Here is an 18,541-nt window from a genome sequence, read left to right as displayed (position 1 = left end):
AGAGAGAAATTCACATGCAGAAATTCACCGTGCACAAGGGCCTCGTGGCCCCGATGGACCGCGAGAACGTCGACACCGACGCGATCATTCCGAAGCAGTTCCTCAAGTCGATCCGCAAGACCGGCTTCGGCCAGAACCTGTTCGACGAATGGCGTTACCTGGACGCCGGCTTTCCGGGCCAGGACCCGCAAAGCCGCAAGCCCAACCCCGACTTCGTGCTGAACCAGCCGCGCTATGCCGGCGCCTCGATCCTCTTGGCGCGCAAGAACTTCGGCTGCGGCTCGTCGCGCGAGCACGCGCCGTGGGCGCTCGACCAGTACGGCTTCCGCGCGATCATCGCGCCGAGCTATGCCGACATCTTCTTCAACAACAGCTTCAAGAACGGCCTGCTGCCGATCGTGCTGCCCGAGGCGCAGGTGGCGCAGCTGTTCGACGAGACCTTCGCCTTTCCCGGCTACACGCTCACCATCGACCTGGAGCGCCAGGTGGTCGTGAAGCCCGATGGCGGCGAGTTCGCGTTCGACGTGCAGGCCTTCCGCAAGTACTGCCTGATCAACGGCCTGGACGACATCGGCCTCACGCTGCGCCACAAGGACAAGATCAAGGCCTTCGAGGCCGAGCGGCTGGCGCAGAAGCCCTGGCTCGCGCACACGATGATCTCGTGATCGACCGCATTTCCTTTCTCTAGAAACTTCAGACCCCAATCATGAAAATCGCAGTTCTCCCGGGCGACGGCATCGGCACCGAAATCGTGGCCGAAGCCATCCGCGTGCTCGACGCGCTCGACCTCTCCTTCGAGATGGAAACCGCGCTGGTCGGCGGCGCGGCCTACGAGGCCCACGGCCACCCGCTGCCCGAAGCCACGCTCAAGCTCGCCAAGGAAGCCGATGCAGTGCTGTTCGGTGCGGTCGGCGACTGGAAGTACGACAAGCTCGACCGACCGCTGCGCCCCGAGCAGGCCATCCTGGGCCTGCGCAAGAACCTGGGTCTGTTCGCGAACTTCCGCCCGGCCATCTGCTACGAGCAGCTGGTGGGCGCCTCGAGCCTCAAGCCCGAGCTGATTGCGGGCCTGGACATCCTCATCATCCGCGAGCTCACCGGCGACATCTACTTCGGCCAGCCGCGCGGCCGCCGCACGGCCGTCGACGGGCATTTCCCGGGTGCCGACGAAGCCTTCGACACCATGCGCTACTCGCGCCCCGAGGTCGAGCGCATCGCCCGCGTGGCCTTCGAGGCCGCGCGCAAGCGCAGCAAGCGCGTGACCAGCGTCGACAAGGCCAACGTGCTGGAGACCTTCCAGTTCTGGAAGGACATCGTGACCGAGGTGCACAAGGACTATCCGGACATCGAGCTCGACCACATGTACGTCGACAACGCGGCCATGCAGCTCGTGAAGGCGCCCAAGAAGTTCGACGTGATCGTCACCGGCAACATGTTCGGCGACATCCTCTCGGACGAGGCCGCCATGCTCACCGGCTCCATCGGCATGCTGCCCTCGGCGTCGCTCAATTCGAGCAACCAGGGCCTGTACGAGCCCAGCCACGGCAGCGCACCCGACATTGCGGGCAAAGGGGTTGCCAATCCATTGGCTACAATACTGTCCGCTGCCATGATGCTCCGTTTTTCACTCAACCAAGCCGAAGCTGCCGACCGGATCGAGTCGGCGGTCAAGCACGTGCTCGCCTCCGGGCTGCGCACCGGTGACATCTGGTCAGAAGGCACGAAGCGCGTCGGCACCCGCGAAATGGGCGACGCGGTTGTTGCAGCAATCACCAAAAAGACGATTACCGGCTAACCGCAGCCCGCTTCGTCACGCCCCTCCCCGGCTCGACGAGTCGGGGGCAAGAAAAGACAACTTCTTTCTTTTTCAAAAGGGCAAACTGAAATGGCGAACGCATCTCAACCTCTGGTCGGCCTCGTGGGCTGGCGCGGCATGGTCGGCTCGGTCCTGATGGACCGCATGCAGGCCGAAGGCGACTTCGGGCTCATCGAGCCGGTCTTCTTCTCGACCTCCAACGCCGGCGGCAAGGCCCCGGCCATGGCCAGGAACGAGACCGCGCTCAAGGATGCGAACGACATCGAGGCGCTCAAGAAGTGCGACATCGTCATCACCTGCCAGGGCGGCGACTACACCAGCGAGGTGTTCCCCAAGCTGCGCGCCGCGGGCTGGAGCGGCCACTGGATCGACGCCGCCTCCACCCTGCGCATGCAGGATGACGCGGTCATCGTGCTCGACCCCGTCAACCTGCCGGTGATCCAGAACGCGCTCGCCAAGGGCGGCAAGAACTGGATCGGCGGCAACTGCACCGTCAGCTGCATGCTGATGGGCGTGGGCGCCCTCTACAAGGCGGGCCTGGTCGAATGGATGACCAGCATGACCTACCAGGCGGCTTCGGGCGGCGGCGCGCAGCACATGCGCGAGCTGCTGACGCAGTTCGGCACGCTCAACGCCGAGGTGCGCGCCCTGCTGGACGACCCCAAGTCGGCCATCCTCGAGATCGACCGCAAGGTGCTGCACAGGCAGCAGAACCTGAGCGCCGCTGAAACCGCCAACTTCGGCGCACCGCTGGGCGGCTCGCTGATCCCCTGGATCGACAAGGACCTGGGCGACGGCATGTCCAAGGAAGAATGGAAGGCCGGCGCGGAAACCAACAAGATCCTCGGCCAGGGCGCGGGCTTCGGCACCGCCGCCGTGCCGGTGGACGGCTTCTGCGTGCGCATCGGCGCCATGCGCTGCCACAGCCAGGCCCTGACCTTCAAGCTCAAGAAGGACGTGCCCGTGGCCGACATCGAAGCGCTGATCGCCGCCGACAACCCCTGGGCCAGCGTGGTGCCGAACACGCGCGAAGCGACCCTGAAGGACCTGACGCCGGTGGCCGTGACGGGCACCATGAACATCCCGGTCGGCCGCATCCGCAAGCTGGCGATGGGCCCCGAGTACGTCGGCGCCTTCACCATCGGCGACCAGCTGCTGTGGGGCGCGGCCGAACCGCTGCGCCGCATGCTGCGCATCCTGCTCGAGGCTTGATGGGGGCGCGCAGGCTCTCCACAGACCCAAAGTGTTGCCATCCGGCAACACTGAATGTGTGCGTAAGTATGCGCGCACTGGGTAGAACAGGCGCACCGCCTTGTCAGTACCCGGTGATGATGCTAACGTCCTCTTACAAATTCTGGGCCTGAGCCGCCCCTATCAGCATGACAAGACATCTGTTGCCCGCGGCCCGCCCATCGGCCGCTCGCCCCTCCCTGCCCTTGAACGGTCTTCGCCTCTCCGTTCTGGGCACGGCGGTTGCCGTGGTCCTGGGTATTGCAAGCACCGACGCCAGCGCTTTCGCGCTCGGGCAGCTGAAGGTGCAATCGGCGCTGGGCGAACCGCTTCGCGCCGAAATCGACGTGACCGAAATGGCTGCCGCCGAAGCGGAAAGCCTGAAGATCAACGTCGCCAGCGCCGATGCCTTCAAGAACGCGGGCGTTCCTTACAACGCTGCGCTCAGCGACGTCAAGGCCACGCTGCAGCGCCGCGCCGGCGGCCAGTACGTGGTACGGCTCACCGGCAGCCGTCCGCTCAACGATCCCTTCGTCGACCTGCTGCTCGAAGCCAATGGCTCGTCGGGCCGCATGGTGCGCGACTACACCGTGCTGCTCGATCCGCCGGCCACCCGCCAGGCGGCGCCGAGCGCGCCCATCGCGCCCGCCACGCCCCAGGTGAGCACGCCGCCCGCGGAGCGTCCGGCTGCCGCGGCAGCCCGCGCACGCCGCGAGCGCGCGCCCGTCGCACCAGTCACCGCTCCCGCGGCACCAGCAGCGCCTGCCGCTGCCGCACCGCAGGCGCCCAGCGCCGCAGCACCGGCCCGCCCGGCTGGCGGCGGCGAACAGGTCACGGTCCAGCGCGGCGACACCGCCAGCAAGATCGCCGGGGCCCACAAGCCTGCCGAGGTTTCGCTCGACCAGATGCTGGTGGCCATGCTGCTTGCCAATCCCGATGCATTCGTTGGCGGCAACGTCAACCGCATGAGGGCTGGCGCCGTGCTCGACCTGCCGAGCGCCGCCGAAGCCAGCGCGATCCTGCCGTCGGAAGCGCGCCGCACCATCACCGCGCAGAGCCGCGACTTCGGCGCCTACCGCCAGCGCCTTGCCGAGAACGCACCCACGTCCAACGTGGCCGCCGCCGACCGCAAGGCTTCGGGCAAGCTGCAGGCCAACGTCGAGGACCGCAATGCCGCGGCAAGCGCGCCCGACAAGCTGACGATCTCGCAGGGCGGCGCAGCAGCCCGCGCCGCCGAAGAAAAGGTTGCGCAAGCCCGCCAGGCGCAGGACAGCAACAACCGCGTGGCCGAGCTCTCGAAGAACATCAACGAACTGGCCAAGCTCAAGGCAGCCACTGGTTCGGCGGCGCCAGCCGCCGGCTCGGCGCCGGCACCCGCCCCGGCAGCGCCCGGCATTCCGGTTCCCAACCCGGGTGGCGCCGCAACCACGGCACCGGCCGCAGCGGCGCCTGCAGCCGCCGCACCCGCCCCGGCTGCTGCGCCTGCGGCCGCGTCCGCCGCCCCGGCCACGACGCCTACTGCCGCTTCGGCACCAGCGGCACCGGCAGCGACTCCTGCGCCTGCACCAGCGGTACCGGCAGCTGCCGCTCCCGCCGCTCCGGCGGCCGAGCCCGTGCCTGCTGCAACTTCCGAGGCTGCGCCGGCCGCTCCCGCAGCGGCGGCAAGCGCCCCGGCCGCCGCACCGGCACCCAAGCCGGTCGTCAAGGCAGCGCCTCCGCCGCCCCCGGCCGAACGCGGCTTCTTCGAAGAGCTGATGGACAACCCGCTGATGCTCGGCGGCGCGGCGCTGATCGCCTTGCTGGTCGGCTTCCTGCTTTACCGTGTCCTGGGCCGCCGCCGCGAAGAAATGAGCGAGAGCGTGTTCCTCGAAAGCCGCATTCCGAAGGATTCGTTCTTCGGCGCCAGCGGCGGCGAATCGGTCGACACCAAGCAGCGTGGCGATTCCACCGTGTCGTCGCTGTCGTACTCGCCGAGCCAGCTCGATGCGGGCGATGTCGATCCCGTGGCCGAAGCCGACGTGTACCTGGCCTACGGCCGCGACCTGCAGGCCGAGGAAATCCTGCGCGAAGCCCTGCGCGTGAATCCGGACCGCACGGCCATCCACCTCAAGCTGCTCGAGATCCATGCCAAGCGCCGCGACGTGCGGGCCTATGAAGGCCTTGCCACCGAAGTGCACAAGCTGACCAACGGCGCCGGTGCCGATTGGAACCGCGTGGTCGAGATGGGCAAGGACCTCGATCCGGGCAATCCGCTGTACGACTCGGGCGCGCCCCGCGTGAGCCCGGCCGAAAGCGCCGCCTTTGCAGGCGCCCTGGCCACGGCCGCGGCCAAACCCGCGCCGGCCCCGGTGGCGGCACCCGCCCCCGCGCCCGTCGCGGCCACGCCGGCCTTCGTGCCCTCGGTCGCGCCGCTGGACTTCGATCTGGACCTGAGCCAGCCGCCGGCACCGGCGCCCGCTCCGGCCCCGGTGAGTGCCAGCCTGCCGAAGACGGCCTATGCGCCGCCGGCCGCCAGCAGCGCACCGCTGTCCAACGGCCATGCGCATGCGCCCACGGCACCGGTCGACCTGGAAAACGACTTCGACACCGCCCCCGGCGCGCTGTCGCCGATCACCCGCCCCGGCGCGCTCGGCGAAGCCGATGCCAACACCCGGCCGGCCGGCCTGCGCGGCAACCTGCCCGCGGACTCGGGCTTCATCGAATTCGACATGAGTGCACTGGCCGGCCTGCCCGCCCGCCAGGTGGCCGGTACCACCGATGCAGCAGCCAGGCCCGCCGAAGCCGCGCAGGACGACGATGGCGACGAGAGCCCCCATGCCGTCAAGCTGTCGCTGGCGCGCGAGCTGCAGGCCATCGGCGACGTCGAAGGCGCCCGCTCGCTGGTCGAGGAAGTCGAGGCCGAAAGTGCCGGCGACCTCAAGTCGCAGGCGAGGCAATTGCTCGCCGAGCTGCGCTGACGAGCGGCTTTTTCCGCTGTTCTTCCTGAATTCGTGAGGCTGGCGCTAGGCATCCGCTACAACGGCCAGGCGTACGAGGGCTGGCAGAGCCAGCGTTCGGGCCGCACGGTGCAGGACAAGCTCGAAGCGGCGCTCGCCAAGTTCGCGGCGCAGCCCATCGGCACGCTGTGCGCCGGCCGCACCGATGCCGGCGTGCATGCGCTGATGCAGGTGGTGCACTTCGACACCACCGTCGAACGCGAGCCCTTCTCCTGGATGCGCGGCACCAACCGCTTCCTGCCCGACGACATCGCGGTGCAGTGGGCGCAGCCGGTGCCGGACGAATTCCATTGCCGCGCCAGTGCGCTGGCGCGGCGCTACCTCTACGTGCTGTCGCAGTCGCCCGTGCGGCCCAGCCTCGATTCGGGCCGGGTCGGCTGGTCGATGCATCCGCTCGACGGCGATGCGATGCGCGCCGCCGCCGCCCTCTTGGTGGGCAAGCACGACTTCAGCTCCTTCCGCGCCTCGGCCTGCCAGGCCCGCTCGCCGGTCAAGGACCTGCGGCGCATCGAGATCACGCGAGTCGGCAGCGGCGACCGCTGCCGCTGGCACTTCGAGTTCGAGGCCGATGCCTTCCTGCACCACATGATCCGCAACCTGATGGGCTGCCTCGTGCGCATCGGCCGCGGCGACGAACGGCCCGAATGGATCACCGAAGTGCTCGAGGCGCGCAGCCGCAAGGTGGCGGCGCCCACCTTCTCGGCCAACGGGCTGTATTTTCTCGGGCCGTTGTACGACGCCAAGTGGGGTCTGCCGGCCGAGGCCACGCTGCAGGCCGGCGGCGCTCCTTATGATGGGCCGCCATGACTGCCGCTCCCCGCACCCGCATCAAGATCTGCGGCCTCACGCGCGAGGCCGACGTGGATGCCGCGATCGAGGCCGGCGCCGATGCCATCGGCTTCGTGCTCTACGCGAAAAGCCCCCGCGCCGTGACGGCCGAGCGCGCCGCCGAACTCGCCTCGCGCCTGCCGCCCTTCATCACGCCGGTGCTGCTGTTCGTGAACGAGGATGCTCCCAAAGTCATAGCAGCGCTTTCCCGCGTGAAGGGCGCGATCGCGCAGTTCCACGGCGAAGAAACGCCCGAACAGTGCGAGCAGGCCACCGGCCCGGGGCGCTTTCGCTACATGCGCGCGGCCCGTATTCCGCTGGGCGCCGCCGGAGCCGGCTTCGACCTCGTAAAATACGCGTCCGATTACTCCCACGCCCAGGCCATCCTGCTCGACGCCCATGTCGAAGGTTATGGCGGTGGCGGCAAGGCATTCGATTGGTCACTTCTTCCACCCGCCGTCGACGCTCACCTCGTCTTGAGTGGTGGGCTCACACCTGCAAACGTGAGCGATGGCATTCGCATCCTGCGGACGCGCTGCAAGACGCTGTCCGTTGATGTGAGCTCGGGCGTCGAAATCGACGGTCCCGGGAACAAGGGCCTGAAGGACGCCGGAAAGATCCGGCAATTCGTCGCCGCCGTCAGGGCCGCCGACGCCTCCTTCTCCAGTTAGCCGCCGCACCCGATCGTGATTTCGGGCTGCGGCCCAACGATCGAGAACCATGCGAACCAACTATCAGCAACCCGACGCCACCGGCCACTTCGGCAACTACGGCGGCACCTTCGCGAGCGAAACGCTCACCCACGCGATCAACGAGCTGCGCGACGCCTACGCGAAGTACAAGGACGATCCGGCCTTCCTCGCCGAATTCCACTACGAACTCAAGCACTTCGTCGGCCGCCCCTCGCCGGTCTACCACGCGGCGCGCACCAGCCGCGAGATGGGTGGCGCGCAGATCTACCTGAAGCGCGAAGACCTCAACCACACCGGCGCGCACAAGATCAACAACGTGATCGGCCAGGCGATGCTCGCGCGCCGCATGGGCAAGCCCCGCGTGATCGCCGAAACCGGCGCCGGCCAGCATGGCGTGGCCACCGCCACCATCTGCGCGCGCTACGGCCTCGAATGCGTGGTCTACATGGGCAGCCAGGACGTGAAGCGCCAGAGCCCCAACGTCTACCGCATGAACCTGCTGGGCGCCACCGTGGTGCCGGTGGAGTCGGGCAGCAAGACGCTGAAGGACGCGCTCAACGAGGCCATGCGCGACTGGGTCACGAACGTGGAGAACACCTTCTACATCATCGGCACCGTGGCCGGCCCGCATCCCTACCCGACCATGGTCCGCGACTTCCAGAGCGTGATCGGCACGGAGTGCATCGACCAGATGCCCGCCATGCTCGCGGCCCAGGGCATCACCGGCGAAGCCGAAGGCCGGCAGCCCGACGTGGTGGTGGCCTGCGTGGGCGGCGGCAGCAACGCGATGGGCATCTTCCATCCCTACATCCCGTTCGAAGGCACGCGCCTGATCGGCGTGGAGGCCGCGGGCGAGGGGCTCGACAGCGGCAAGCACTCGGCATCCATCCTGCGCGGCAGCCCGGGCGTGCTGCACGGCAACCGCACCTACCTGCTGCAGAACGAGGACGGCCAGGTGACCGAAACGCACAGCATCAGCGCCGGCCTCGACTACCCCGGCGTGGGCCCCGAGCACGCCTACCTGGCCGACATCGGCCGCGCCGAGTACGTCGGCATCACCGACACCGAGGCACTCGAAGCCTTTCACTACCTGTGCCGCACCGAAGGCATCATTCCGGCCCTCGAATCGAGCCACGCCGTGGCCTACGCCATGAAACTCGCCAAGACCATGCGGCCGGACCAGTCGATCCTCGTGAACCTTTCGGGCCGCGGCGACAAGGACATCGGCACCGTCGCCGACCTGTCGGGCGTCGACTTCTACGACCGGCCCTCCATGCGCGGCCTGAGCGTGAAGGGAGGCAAGTGATGAGCACCGCAGGACCGCTCCAAGGTGCGAACGCCCCCTCGGGGGGCAGCGCAGCACACGAAGTGGCAAGCGTGGGGGCCCGCGCTGGCCGCATTGCCGCCACCTTCGACGCGCTGAAAAAAGACGGCCGCCGCGCCCTGATTCCCTACGTCACCGCCGGCTTCCCCTTCGCCGACATCACGCCCGAGCTGATGCACGGCATGGTCGAGGCCGGCGCCGACGTGATCGAGCTCGGCGTGCCGTTCTCCGACCCGATGGCCGATGGCCCGGTGATCCAGAAGGCCGGCGAGGCCGCGCTGGCGCTGGGCGTCGGCATGAAGCAGGTGCTCGCCATGGTGGCCGCCTTCCGCCAGAAGGACGCGGCGACGCCCGTGGTGCTGATGGGCTATGCGAACCCGGTCGAGCGCTACGACCTCGTGCATGGCAAGAAGGCCTTCATCCGCGATGCGTCGGCCGCGGGCGTCGACGGCCTCCTGGTGGTCGACTACCCGCCCGAGGAGTGCGAGGCTTTCGCCGCCGACCTGAAGGCCGCGGGCATCGACCTGATCTTCCTGCTCGCCCCCACCAGTACCAGCGAGCGCATGGCGCAGGTCGCGCGCATCGCGAGCGGCTATGTCTACTACGTGTCGCTCAAGGGCGTGACAGGCGCCGGCCACCTCGACACCGAGGCGGTCGGCCAGATGATCCCGCGCATCCGCGAGCACGTGAGCATCCCGGTGGGCGTGGGCTTCGGCATCCGCGACGCGCGCACGGCGCAGGCCGTCGGTTCGGCCGCCGATGCGGTCGTGATCGGCACCAGGATCATCCAGCTGATCGACGGGCAGCCGCGCGAGAAGGTGGTGCCCGCGGTGCGCGAATTCCTCGCCGGCATCCGCGAGGCGCTCGATGCCCTGCCGGCGGCTACCCCCAAGAACGCGGCTGGCCGATAATCGCTGCTGCCCTCACCCAGCCCCCCTCCCGCACGCGGGCGGGGGGAGCTAAATCGGAGTCCTATGAGCTGGCTTGAAAAACTGCTACCCGCCAAGATCGCACAAACCGACCCGTCGGAGCGCCGCCAGGTGCCCGAGGGCCTGTGGATCAAGTGCCCCGCCTGCGAGACCGTTCTCTACAAGACCGACCTCGAACACAACCAGAACGTCTGCCCGAGCTGCAGCCACCACCACCGCATCGGCGCCCGCGCGCGGCTCGACGCCTTCCTCGACGCCGAAGGCCGCTACGAAGTCGGCCAGGAAGTGCTCCCGGTGGACGCGCTCAAGTTCAAGGACAGCCGCAAGTACCCCGAACGGCTCAAGGAAGCGCTCGAGAACACCGGCGAGACCGACGCCCTGGTCGTCATGGGCGGCTCGGTCCACAGCATCAGCGTGGTCGTGGCCTGCTTCGAATTCGAATTCATGGGCGGCAGCATGGGCAGCGTGGTCGGCGAGCGCTTCGTGCGCGGCGTCGAGACGGCCATCGAGCAGAAGGTGCCGTTCATCTGCTTCACCGCCACCGGCGGCGCCCGCATGCAGGAAGGCCTGCTCTCGCTCATGCAGATGGCCAAGACCAACGCGGCGCTCACCCGCCTCGCCAAGAAGGGCCTGCCCTACATCAGCGTGCTGACCGACCCGACCATGGGCGGCGTCTCGGCCGGCTTCGCCTTCGTGGGCGACGTGGTCATTGCCGAACCCAAGGCGCTGATCGGCTTTGCCGGCCCGCGCGTGATCGAATCGACCGTGCGCGTGACCTTGCCCGAAGGCTTCCAGCGCGCGGAGTTCCTGCAGACCAAGGGCGCGATCGACTTCATCAGCGACCGCCGCGAACTGCGCAAGACCATTGCGAGCACGCTCGCCATGCTGCTGCGCCAGCCGGCCGACGCGGTCAGCTGAACGAAAGACCGATCAGGCACCCAGCTGGTAAGCCAGCACCAGCAGGTTGCCCAGCACGATCGCAATCACCTGCAGCACCACGATCGCGGCCAGGGGCGACAGGTCCACGCCGCCGATCAGCGGAATGAACCGGCGGAACGGCCGCACCAGCGGCTCGGCCAGCCGCGAGATCAGGTCGAGCAGCATCGGCGACGCGCCCGGTATCCACGACAGCACGGCATAGACCACCAGCAGCGCCGTCAGCCCCGACACCGCGAGCTGCAGCAGCCCCACCAGCGAAACGAGCGGCAGGGTGGCAATCCGGCCCAGGTTGCCGATCAGGAGCCACAGCAGCAGGAACTTGGCCAGCACGAGCAGCCACGCCGCGATGGCGCTCGCCAGGTCCCAGCGCTTCACCGGCGGCACGATGCGGCGCAGCGGCAGCACGATCCAGTCGGTGATCGCGAATATGAAGCGCCCGAGCGGATTGCCGAAAGGCACGCGGTGGTACTGCATGTAGAGGCGCAGCAGGCAAGCGCCGCCGAGCAGGCCGACGATCACGTCGAGAAGGAACGAGGGGATCTGGTAGAGCATGGGGCGTGGTCGTGAGGGGAATGCGATGATAGCCATGCAAGGTTCATCGATGACCACACAGCCCCTTTTGCATTCACTGCCATTGTTCCCGCTCGGCACGGTCCTGTTTCCGGACGGCGTGCTCCCGCTGCGTATTTTCGAAGTACGTTATCTCGACATGATCGGCAAATGCCGCAAGGCCGACGCGCCCTTCGGCGTGGTCAGCCTCACGAGCGGCAGCGAGGTGCGCAAGGCCGGCGCCGAGGCGGAGAGCTTCGCGACCGTCGGCACGCTGGCGGTCATCCGCGAATTCGATTCGCCGCAAAGCGGCCTGCTGCAGATCGAATGCGTCGGCACGCAGCGCTTCCGGGTCCGCGCCGCCGAACTGCAGAAATACGGCTTGTGGGTTGCCGAAGTCGAAGCCGTGGCCGAAGACACGGCGCTCGAAATTCCAGGCGACCTCCAGCACACCGCCACGGCGCTGCGGCGCCTCGTCAATACCCTCGAAGAACGCCGCCGCGCGCAGGGCGCCGAGGCCCTGCGCCTGCCCGTCGGCGAGCCCTACCGCTTCGACGATTGCGGCTGGGTGGCCAACCGCTGGTGCGAACTGGTGCCCATGCAGCTCGAACTGCGGCAGCGGCTCATGGAGCTCGACAGTCCGCTGATGCGGCTCGAGCTGGTCAGCGATCTGCTGGCACGTGCGGGCATCACTGAATAGATTGCTACTTCTTTCATAGCGTTTCGAGCAGGATTGGCGGGCACTGGAGGCCGGTTCCGTTTGCACCCGATCGGCTAAAATGCTGGGTTGCGCTCGCTTTTGTTGCGCCCCCACCCGCACTTCATGTCCGACCACCTGATCCCCTCCATTCCCACGCCCGCCGCAGCTCCGGCCGCCGCGCCCGCCGTCGACGACAACCAGCTCATCGCGGAGCGCCGCGAAAAGCTCAAGCTGATGCGCGCCGCCCAGGCCGAGGGCAAGGGGGTCGCGTTTCCGAACGACTTCAAGCCGGGCCACCGCGCCGCCGCGCTGATCGAGGCGCATGGCGCCGCCGATGCCGAAGCGCTCGAGGCGCAGGCCGTTGCCGTGAGCGTGGCCGGCCGCATGATGCTCAAGCGCGTGATGGGCAAGGCCAGCTTCGCCACGGTGCAGGATGCCACCAGCCGCATCCAGCTCTACGTCACGCGCGATGCCATCGGCGAGGAAGCCTACGCCGAGTTCAAGCGCTGGGACCTGGGCGACATCGTGGGCGCCGAAGGCACGCTGATGAAGACCAAGACCGGCGAGCTGTCGGTCAAGGTCACCAAGCTGCGCCTGCTCACCAAGAGCCTGCGCCCGCTGCCCGACAAGTTCCACGGCATGGCCGACCAGGAGCAGAAGTACCGCCAGCGCTACGTCGACCTGATCACCGACGAAACCGCCCGCGTGCGCTTCACCGCGCGCAGCAAGGCCGTGAGCGCGCTGCGCGAATTCATGGTGGGCCACGGCTTCCTCGAAGTCGAGACGCCGATGCTGCACCCCATTCCCGGCGGCGCCAACGCCAAGCCCTTCAAGACGCACCACAACGCGCTCGACCAGGAGATGTTCCTGCGCATCGCGCCCGAGCTCTACCTGAAGCGCCTGATCGTCGGCGGCTTCGAGCGCGTGTTCGAAATCAACCGGAGCTACCGCAACGAGGGCATCTCGGTGCGGCACAACCCCGAGTTCACGATGATGGAGTTCTACGCGGCCTACTGGAACTACCGCGACCTGATGGACTTCACCGAGACGCTGATCCGCACCATTGCCGACAAGGCCGTGGGTACGCAGCAGCTCACCTACCAGGGCAAGCCGGTCGACCTGACCCAGCCCTTCGAGCGCCTGACGATCCGCGAAGCCATCCTCAAGTACACGGAAGCCGGCCCCGCCGTCGACGACAGCGCCTGGCTCATCAACGCCCTGCGCAAGCTCGGGCTGAACGAAGAAAAGGACAAGCTCTCGCAGCGCAGCCTCGCCAGCCTGCAGGTCATGTACTTCGAAGAGACGGTGGAAGAAAAGCTCTGGCAGCCGACTTTCATCATGGAGCACCCGACCGAGATCTCGCCGCTCGCGCGCGCCAACGACGAGCGGCCCGAGGTCACCGAGCGCTTCGAGCTCTACATCACGGGCCGCGAGTTCGGCAACGGCTTCAGCGAGCTCAACGACGCCGAGGACCAGGCCGCGCGCTTCAACGCGCAGGTGGCCGCCAAGGACAGCGGCGACGACGAGGCCATGTTCTACGACCACGACTTCGTGCGCGCCCTCGAATACGGCATGCCGCCCACCGGCGGCTGCGGCATCGGCATCGACCGGCTGATGATGCTGCTGACCGATTCGCCGAGCATCCGCGACGTGATCCTGTTCCCGGCGCTGCGCAGGGAATCTTGAGCGTGAAGTTACCGTCGTCGCTGCCGACGATCGGCATCGACTTCGGCACCTCCAATTCCGCCGTGGCCTGCCGGGTCGACGGCGCGGCCCGGCTGCTGCCGATCGAAGGCACAGCCACCACGCTGCCGACCGCGATCTTCTTCAACGCCGAAGACCGCACGACGCATTTCGGCCGCGATGCCATCGGCCAGTACCTCTCGGGCACCGAAGGGCGCCTGATGCGCTCGCTGAAGAGCCTGCTCGGCAGCGCGCTGATGCAGGAGAAGACCGCCATCTATGACGGCCTCGTGAGCTTCGAGGACATCATCGCGCGCTTCCTGCGCGAACTGGCGCAGCGCGCGGGCCGCGAACTGGGCCGGGTGCCGGAGCGCGTCGTGATCGGCCGGCCCGTGCACTTCGTCGATGACGATTCCAAACGGGATGAACGCGCGGAAGAAAGCCTGCGCCACGCGGCTCGCGCAGCCGGGTTCCACGACATCGCCTTTCAGCTCGAGCCGATTGCAGCGGCCTTCGACTACGAACAGCGCGTTGCGAAGGAATCGCTGGTGCTGATCGTCGACGTCGGCGGCGGCACCTCCGACTTCACCGTCGTGCGCGTGGGCCCGGAGCGCGCCGCGCGCGAAGACCGCAGCAGCGACGTGCTGGCCACCAGCGGCGTGCACATCGGCGGCACCGACTTCGACCAGCGCCTGAACCTGGACCGCGTCATGCCGGAATTCGGCTTTCGCCACACGGGCGCGCAGGGGCGCGAAGTGCCGAGCAAGGTGTTCTTCGAGCTTTCGTCCTGGCACCTGATCAACTGGCTCTATGCGGCCAAGGCGGTGCGGCAGGCCAAGGACCTGCGCACGAGCTACAGCGACACGCGGCTGCACGACCGGCTGATGACGGTGCTCGAAGAGCGGCACGGCCACCGCATTGCGAGCGAGGTCGAGCAGGCGAAGATCGATGCCTCGGTGAACGATGCGCCCACCGCCATCGACCTCTCGTGCGCCGAGCCGGGGCTGGCCGCCTCGCTCTCGCCCGCCGACATGGCGCAGCAGCTTTCCCCGCTGCTCGAGAACGTGGTTGCCTGCGCGCACGCCTGCGTCAAGCGCGCCGGCCTGCGCAGCGGCGACCTCGACGCCATCTACCTGACGGGCGGCTCCTCGGCGCTGCGGCCGTTCCAGCAGGCCTTGCGCAGGAGCTTCGCGGGCGTGAACCTGGTCGAGGGCGACCTGTTCGGCGGCGTGGCTACCGGGCTCGCCTGCGCGGGACCGGTGGCATGAAATGAAATATCTCGCAGGCTACCCACCCGCGCTGCTGGCGCAGGTGCAGCAGCTGGTCGCCACCGAAGGGCTCGCGCCGCTGCTGCGCAAGCGCTATCCCGGCCCGCTTCACGAGGTGCAGACGGACCGTGCGCTCTACGACTACGTGAGCGAGCTCAAGAGCGATTTCATGCGCAAGGCCCCGCCGCTTTCCAAGGTGGCGTTCGACAGCAAGCTGCATGTGATCCGCAATGCGCTCGGCACCCACACCACCGTTTCGCGCGTGCAGGGCAGCAAGCTCAAGACCAAGCGCGAGATCCGGGTGGCGAGCCTGTTCAGGGAAGTGCCGCTGGAATGGCTGCGCATGATCGTGGTCCACGAGCTCGCGCACATGAAGGAGCGCGACCATGACAAGAGCTTCTATGCGCTCTGCGAGCACATGGAGCCGGACTACCACCGGCTCGAATTCGATGTCCGGCTGTACCTGACGCACCTGGATTCGGGCGGCGAGCGGCTGTGGGCAAGCTCGCTGCCGGCGCCGGGCGCCGCGCCGTAGCCGTCCCTCAGGCGCCCTGTCGAGGCGCCGCAAGCCCGGCCTGCGCAAGCACTTGCCTCGCCTGCCGATAGCCCGCCGAATCGGCGAGCGTGTTCCAGCCGAGCGGCGGCGTTTCCGGCAGCAGCGCCCGGCGGCGCGCCTCGCTGTTCGCATCGGGCTGCCAGCGCCCCGCACTGGCCGCGGCCGCAAAGCCGTCGAGCAGTTCGTCGAGCGGGCGGCCATCGCCGATGCTCTGGTTGCACAGCATCGCCAGGTCGCAGCCCGCGTCGAGTGCCGCCAGCGCGGCATCGGCATAGCTCAGCAGCTCGCCGTCGATGTAGCGCCCTGCTTCCATGCTCAGGTCATCGCTGAAGATGGCGCCATCGAAACCGAGCCTGCTGCGCAGGATGTCCTCCAGCCACCTGGAAGAAAAGCCCGCGGGCCGCTTGTCGACCTTCGGATAGATCACGTGCGCCGGCATCACTGCGGTGAGCGTGCCCGCGAGCCAGTCGTAGGGCCGTGCATCGTCGGCCAGGATGGCCTTGAGGCTGCGCCGGTCGACCGGGATTTCCACATGCGAATCGGCGGTGACGAAGCCGTGCCCCGGAAAGTGCTTGCCGCAGTTGCGCATGCCCATCTGCAGCATGCCGTGCATCAGGCTCTTGGCCAGCAGCGCCGCCACGCGCGGGTCGCGGTGGAAGCTGCGGTCGCCGATCACGCTGCTGCCGCCGTAATCGAGGTCGAGCACCGGCGCAAAGCTGAAGTCGACGCCGCAGGCGCGCAGTTCGGCGGCAAGCACCTGGCCGGCGGCGGTGGCCGCCTGCGTGGCGCGCATGGCGTCGCGCATCCACAGCTCGCCGAGCGCGCGCATCGAGGGCAGGCGCGTGAAGCCGTCGGTGCGAAAGCGCTGCACCCGGCCGCCTTCGTGGTCGACGCAGATCAGCAGGTCGGGGCGGATCGCCTTGATCTCGGCATTGAGCGCGCTCATCTGCGCACGGTCCTGCCAGTTGCGGGCGAAATGGATCACGCCGCCGACCAGCGGATTGGCGATGCGCCGGCGGTCGGCGTCATTCAGTTCGGTCGCCGCCACGTCGATGATCAGCGGCGCGTGGGTACGGGCGGGCCCGGCGGTCATAGTTTCTCCACCACCACGAAGCTCGCGGCGTATTCGGTTTCGTCGGTCACGGTGACGTGGGCCGTGAGGCCCCGGGCTTCGAACCACTCCTTGAGCTCGCCATGCAGCACGATGACGGGCTTGCCGCTGCGCAGGTTGGCGATCTCGCACAGGCGCCAGCTCATCGGCATGCGCATGCCCAGGCCGATGGCCTTGCTGAAGGCCTCCTTGGCGGAAAAACGCGTGGCGAGATAGCTCAGGCCGCGCTTGGGCCAGCGTTCGCTGCGGGCCTTCCAGACCGCGAATTCGGCGTCGCTCAGCACCCGGTGGGCAAAGCGCTCGCCTTGGCGCTCGAAGGTTGCTGCGATGCGCCGCAGATCGCAGATGTCGGTACCAATGCCGTAGATCATGCCGCTGCAGCGCTCACTGCGCCTCTTGGATGCAGCGCAGGTATTCCTTGGTGGTGGCGGCGTAGCCGAGTTCGAGCGCATCGGCGATGAAGGCATGCCCGATCGACACCTCCTGGACGCCGCGCACTGCACGCAGGAACGGCGTGAGGTTGTCGCGGCTCAGGTCATGGCCCGCGTTGAGGCCGAGGCCCGCCGCCTGCGCCGCGCGTGCGGCATCGACATAGCGCGCCAGCACGGCCTGTTCGTCCGGCGTGCCGCGCGATGAGGCATAGCCCTCGGTATAGAGCTCGACGCGGTCGGCGCCCACCGCCTTGGCCGCGGCCATCATTTCGGGAATGGGGTCCATGAAGAGGCTCACGCGCACGCCCAGCGCCTTGGCTTCGGCAATCAGCGGGCGCAGCCGCTCGGCGTCTTCGGGGAAGCTCCAGCCATGGTCGCTGGTCGACTGGGTTTCGCTGTCGGGCACGAAGGTGGCCTGGTGCGGCTTCAGCGTGCGCACGAAGTCCATCAGGTTGTGGAAGGGGTTGCCTTCGATGTTGAACTCGATTGCGGGCCAATCCCTGGCCAGCAGCGCGGCCAGGTCGCTCACGTCGTGCGGCCGGATGTGGCGCTCGTCGGGCCGCGGGTGCACGGTGATGCCCTGCGCTCCGGCGGCAAGGCAGGCCTTGGCGGCGGTGAGCACGCTCGGAATGCCGAGATGGCGCGTATTGCGCACCAGGGCCACCTTGTTGAGGTTGACCGACAGCGAGGTGGTAGCGGATTGGCCGGAAGTGCTCATAGGGCTTGCAAATCTCTCATCATCTGCCGCGTGCGCAGCGTGGACACACCGCAATGGTAGTTGAGCAGCGCGCGCAGCTGGTTCCTGAGGGCGCTGTTGCTGCCGGCGTTCATGGTCGCAATCTCGCGCAGCGTGGCCGTGAAGGGCGCGCGGTCGTCGAGCACGCCCTGCAGCGACTGCCAGTCGGCACCGGACAGCGCCGCCTCGCCTTCGGCCGCCAGCCGCAGGCCGGCTTCGGGCACCAGGGTGTAGCGGGCATCGGCCACGAGCGGCTCGAGCGTGAGGGTCTGCACGTCGAGCGACGGCAGCAGGCCCACTTCGCGCAGCAGCAGCAGCTCGAAGGCGCGCAGCGCCGCGGCCTGGGTGGCGGCCTGCGCGCCGGCATGGTCGCCGGCCAGCACCTGCACCACGCCCGCATAGGCATCGAACAGCGCCTCGTGGGCATCGTCCCGCGCCAGCAGGCGCAGCAGCAGTTCGTTGACGTAGTAGCCCGAGAGCAGCGCCTCGCCGGTCGGCATGACGTGGCCGCCCATCCACTCGGCGCCCTTGAGCGTGCGGATCTCGGCGTCGCCGCCGTAGTTGAGCTGCAGCGGCTGCAGCGGCAGCAGCACCGGCCTGAAATTGGAACTCGGCCGCTTCGCCCCCTTGGCCACCAGCGCGATGCGCCCGTGGTGGCGGGTGAAGACCTCGAGGATCAGGCTCGACTCGCTCCAGTCGTAGCGATGGAGCACGTACGCCGGTTCGTGCGAAACGCGGTGGGCAGCGGCCACT

The 18,541-nt window shown here is 68.1% G+C and carries 18 protein-coding genes; 13 read left to right on the top strand and 5 right to left on the bottom strand.

Annotated features, from left to right (window positions below; genetic code table 11):
* The first annotated feature begins 14 nt into the window (after positions 1-14).
* From leuD to accD, 9 genes are all read left to right on the top strand, one after another.
* Positions 15-665 carry a 3-isopropylmalate dehydratase small subunit gene (gene leuD, locus ACAM58_RS07285; RefSeq protein ID WP_062362756.1) on the top strand — a complete coding sequence of 217 codons (651 nt, stop codon included), beginning with the start codon at positions 15-17 and terminating at the stop codon, positions 663-665.
* Positions 666-706: 41 nt separating this feature from the next.
* Positions 707-1,795 (top strand): 3-isopropylmalate dehydrogenase, encoded by a 1,089-nt coding sequence (gene leuB, locus ACAM58_RS07280; RefSeq protein ID WP_012746565.1) that lies wholly within the window; start codon positions 707-709, stop codon positions 1,793-1,795.
* Between the two features lie 90 nt (positions 1,796-1,885).
* Positions 1,886-3,028: an aspartate-semialdehyde dehydrogenase gene (gene asd, locus ACAM58_RS07275; protein ID WP_012746564.1), complete on the top strand. Its 1,143-nt coding sequence runs from the start codon at positions 1,886-1,888 to the stop codon at positions 3,026-3,028.
* Between the two features lie 167 nt (positions 3,029-3,195).
* Positions 3,196-6,003: a FimV/HubP family polar landmark protein gene (locus tag ACAM58_RS07270; protein WP_062362760.1), complete on the top strand. Its 2,808-nt coding sequence runs from the start codon at positions 3,196-3,198 to the stop codon at positions 6,001-6,003.
* 33 nt (positions 6,004-6,036) lie between these two features.
* The gene (gene truA / locus ACAM58_RS07265; RefSeq protein ID WP_012746562.1) at positions 6,037-6,849 is read left to right on the top strand and encodes a tRNA pseudouridine(38-40) synthase TruA; all 813 of its coding nucleotides are present in this window, start codon (positions 6,037-6,039) and stop codon (positions 6,847-6,849) included.
* Entirely contained in the window at positions 6,846-7,541 is a 696-nt protein-coding gene (locus ACAM58_RS07260; protein ID WP_018903261.1) for a phosphoribosylanthranilate isomerase, read from the top strand. Before truA ends, ACAM58_RS07260 begins: the two co-directional genes overlap by 4 nt.
* A gap of 49 nt (positions 7,542-7,590) precedes the next feature.
* A complete protein-coding gene (trpB, locus tag ACAM58_RS07255) occupies positions 7,591-8,868 on the top strand; it encodes a tryptophan synthase subunit beta (protein ID WP_062362763.1) in 1,278 nt (425 codons plus the stop codon).
* Between the two features lie 71 nt (positions 8,869-8,939).
* Positions 8,940-9,797, top strand: a complete 858-nt coding sequence (trpA, locus tag ACAM58_RS07250; RefSeq protein ID WP_049808435.1) for a tryptophan synthase subunit alpha — start codon at positions 8,940-8,942, stop codon at positions 9,795-9,797.
* 63 nt (positions 9,798-9,860) lie between these two features.
* Positions 9,861-10,733 (top strand): acetyl-CoA carboxylase, carboxyltransferase subunit beta, encoded by an 873-nt coding sequence (gene accD / locus ACAM58_RS07245; RefSeq protein ID WP_012746558.1) that lies wholly within the window; start codon positions 9,861-9,863, stop codon positions 10,731-10,733.
* Between the two features lie 12 nt (positions 10,734-10,745).
* Here the strand turns inward: accD and ACAM58_RS07240 are convergent, their stop codons facing one another.
* Positions 10,746-11,306 carry a YggT family protein gene (locus ACAM58_RS07240; RefSeq protein ID WP_012746557.1) on the bottom strand — a complete coding sequence of 187 codons (561 nt, stop codon included), beginning with the start codon at positions 11,304-11,306 and terminating at the stop codon, positions 10,746-10,748.
* 49 nt (positions 11,307-11,355) lie between these two features.
* Between ACAM58_RS07240 and ACAM58_RS07235 the strand changes: the two genes are divergently transcribed.
* The 4 genes from ACAM58_RS07235 to ACAM58_RS07220 all read left to right on the top strand — a co-directional run bounded on the left by ACAM58_RS07235 (position 11,356) and on the right by ACAM58_RS07220 (position 15,489).
* Positions 11,356-12,003, top strand: a complete 648-nt coding sequence (locus ACAM58_RS07235; RefSeq protein WP_244883385.1) for an LON peptidase substrate-binding domain-containing protein — start codon at positions 11,356-11,358, stop codon at positions 12,001-12,003.
* A 123-nt stretch (positions 12,004-12,126) separates the two neighbouring features.
* The gene (gene lysS / locus ACAM58_RS07230; protein ID WP_018903258.1) at positions 12,127-13,689 is read left to right on the top strand and encodes a lysine--tRNA ligase; all 1,563 of its coding nucleotides are present in this window, start codon (positions 12,127-12,129) and stop codon (positions 13,687-13,689) included.
* A 2-nt stretch (positions 13,690-13,691) separates the two neighbouring features.
* Positions 13,692-14,954: an Hsp70 family protein gene (locus ACAM58_RS07225; RefSeq protein ID WP_155247791.1), complete on the top strand. Its 1,263-nt coding sequence runs from the start codon at positions 13,692-13,694 to the stop codon at positions 14,952-14,954.
* Position 14,955: 1 nt separating this feature from the next.
* Positions 14,956-15,489, top strand: a complete 534-nt coding sequence (locus tag ACAM58_RS07220; RefSeq protein WP_027729518.1) for a M48 family metallopeptidase — start codon at positions 14,956-14,958, stop codon at positions 15,487-15,489.
* A 7-nt stretch (positions 15,490-15,496) separates the two neighbouring features.
* Here ACAM58_RS07220 and nagZ read toward each other — a convergent pair whose 3' ends face one another.
* The 4 genes from nagZ to recO are packed head-to-tail and all read right to left on the bottom strand — an operon-like array spanning position 15,497 to position 18,540.
* Positions 15,497-16,603, bottom strand: a complete 1,107-nt coding sequence (gene nagZ / locus ACAM58_RS07215; RefSeq protein ID WP_027729517.1) for a beta-N-acetylhexosaminidase — start codon at positions 16,601-16,603, stop codon at positions 15,497-15,499.
* Positions 16,600-16,992, bottom strand: coding sequence for a holo-ACP synthase (gene acpS, locus ACAM58_RS07210; RefSeq protein WP_012746551.1), 393 nt, complete (start codon positions 16,990-16,992; stop codon positions 16,600-16,602). Before acpS ends, nagZ begins: the two co-directional genes overlap by 4 nt.
* Before the next feature lie 13 nt (positions 16,993-17,005).
* A complete protein-coding gene (locus tag ACAM58_RS07205; RefSeq protein WP_062362768.1) occupies positions 17,006-17,770 on the bottom strand; it encodes a pyridoxine 5'-phosphate synthase in 765 nt (254 codons plus the stop codon).
* Positions 17,767-18,540, bottom strand: a complete 774-nt coding sequence (recO, locus tag ACAM58_RS07200; protein ID WP_012746549.1) for a DNA repair protein RecO — start codon at positions 18,538-18,540, stop codon at positions 17,767-17,769. The genes ACAM58_RS07205 and recO overlap by 4 nt, the downstream gene beginning before the upstream one ends.
* Position 18,541 lies beyond the last annotated feature (1 nt).

The sequence above is a fragment of the Variovorax sp. V116 genome (genome assembly GCF_041154435.1).
Taxonomy (GTDB): domain Bacteria; phylum Pseudomonadota; class Gammaproteobacteria; order Burkholderiales; family Burkholderiaceae_C; genus Variovorax; species Variovorax paradoxus.
Note: the sequence above shows the minus strand (reverse complement) of the source record. Positions and strands in the feature narration are given on the sequence as shown.

What these genes read in the sequence shown, in the direction of transcription:
- leuD (WP_062362756.1), top strand. Translation starts at nt 15, where the DNA reads ATGCAGAAATTCACCGTGCACAAGGGCCTCGTGGCCCCGATGGACCGC.
- leuB (WP_012746565.1), top strand. Translation starts at nt 707, where the DNA reads ATGAAAATCGCAGTTCTCCCGGGCGACGGCATCGGCACCGAAATCGTG.
- asd (WP_012746564.1), top strand. Translation starts at nt 1,886, where the DNA reads ATGGCGAACGCATCTCAACCTCTGGTCGGCCTCGTGGGCTGGCGCGGC.
- ACAM58_RS07270 (WP_062362760.1), top strand. Translation starts at nt 3,196, where the DNA reads ATGACAAGACATCTGTTGCCCGCGGCCCGCCCATCGGCCGCTCGCCCC.
- ACAM58_RS07260 (WP_018903261.1), top strand. Translation starts at nt 6,846, where the DNA reads ATGACTGCCGCTCCCCGCACCCGCATCAAGATCTGCGGCCTCACGCGC.
- trpB (WP_062362763.1), top strand. Translation starts at nt 7,591, where the DNA reads ATGCGAACCAACTATCAGCAACCCGACGCCACCGGCCACTTCGGCAAC.
- accD (WP_012746558.1), top strand. Translation starts at nt 9,861, where the DNA reads ATGAGCTGGCTTGAAAAACTGCTACCCGCCAAGATCGCACAAACCGAC.
- ACAM58_RS07240 (WP_012746557.1), bottom strand. Translation starts at nt 11,306, where the DNA reads ATGCTCTACCAGATCCCCTCGTTCCTTCTCGACGTGATCGTCGGCCTG.
- ACAM58_RS07235 (WP_244883385.1), top strand. Translation starts at nt 11,356, where the DNA reads ATGACCACACAGCCCCTTTTGCATTCACTGCCATTGTTCCCGCTCGGC.
- lysS (WP_018903258.1), top strand. Translation starts at nt 12,127, where the DNA reads ATGTCCGACCACCTGATCCCCTCCATTCCCACGCCCGCCGCAGCTCCG.
- ACAM58_RS07220 (WP_027729518.1), top strand. Translation starts at nt 14,956, where the DNA reads ATGAAATATCTCGCAGGCTACCCACCCGCGCTGCTGGCGCAGGTGCAG.
- nagZ (WP_027729517.1), bottom strand. Translation starts at nt 16,603, where the DNA reads ATGACCGCCGGGCCCGCCCGTACCCACGCGCCGCTGATCATCGACGTG.
- acpS (WP_012746551.1), bottom strand. Translation starts at nt 16,992, where the DNA reads ATGATCTACGGCATTGGTACCGACATCTGCGATCTGCGGCGCATCGCA.
- ACAM58_RS07205 (WP_062362768.1), bottom strand. Translation starts at nt 17,770, where the DNA reads ATGAGCACTTCCGGCCAATCCGCTACCACCTCGCTGTCGGTCAACCTC.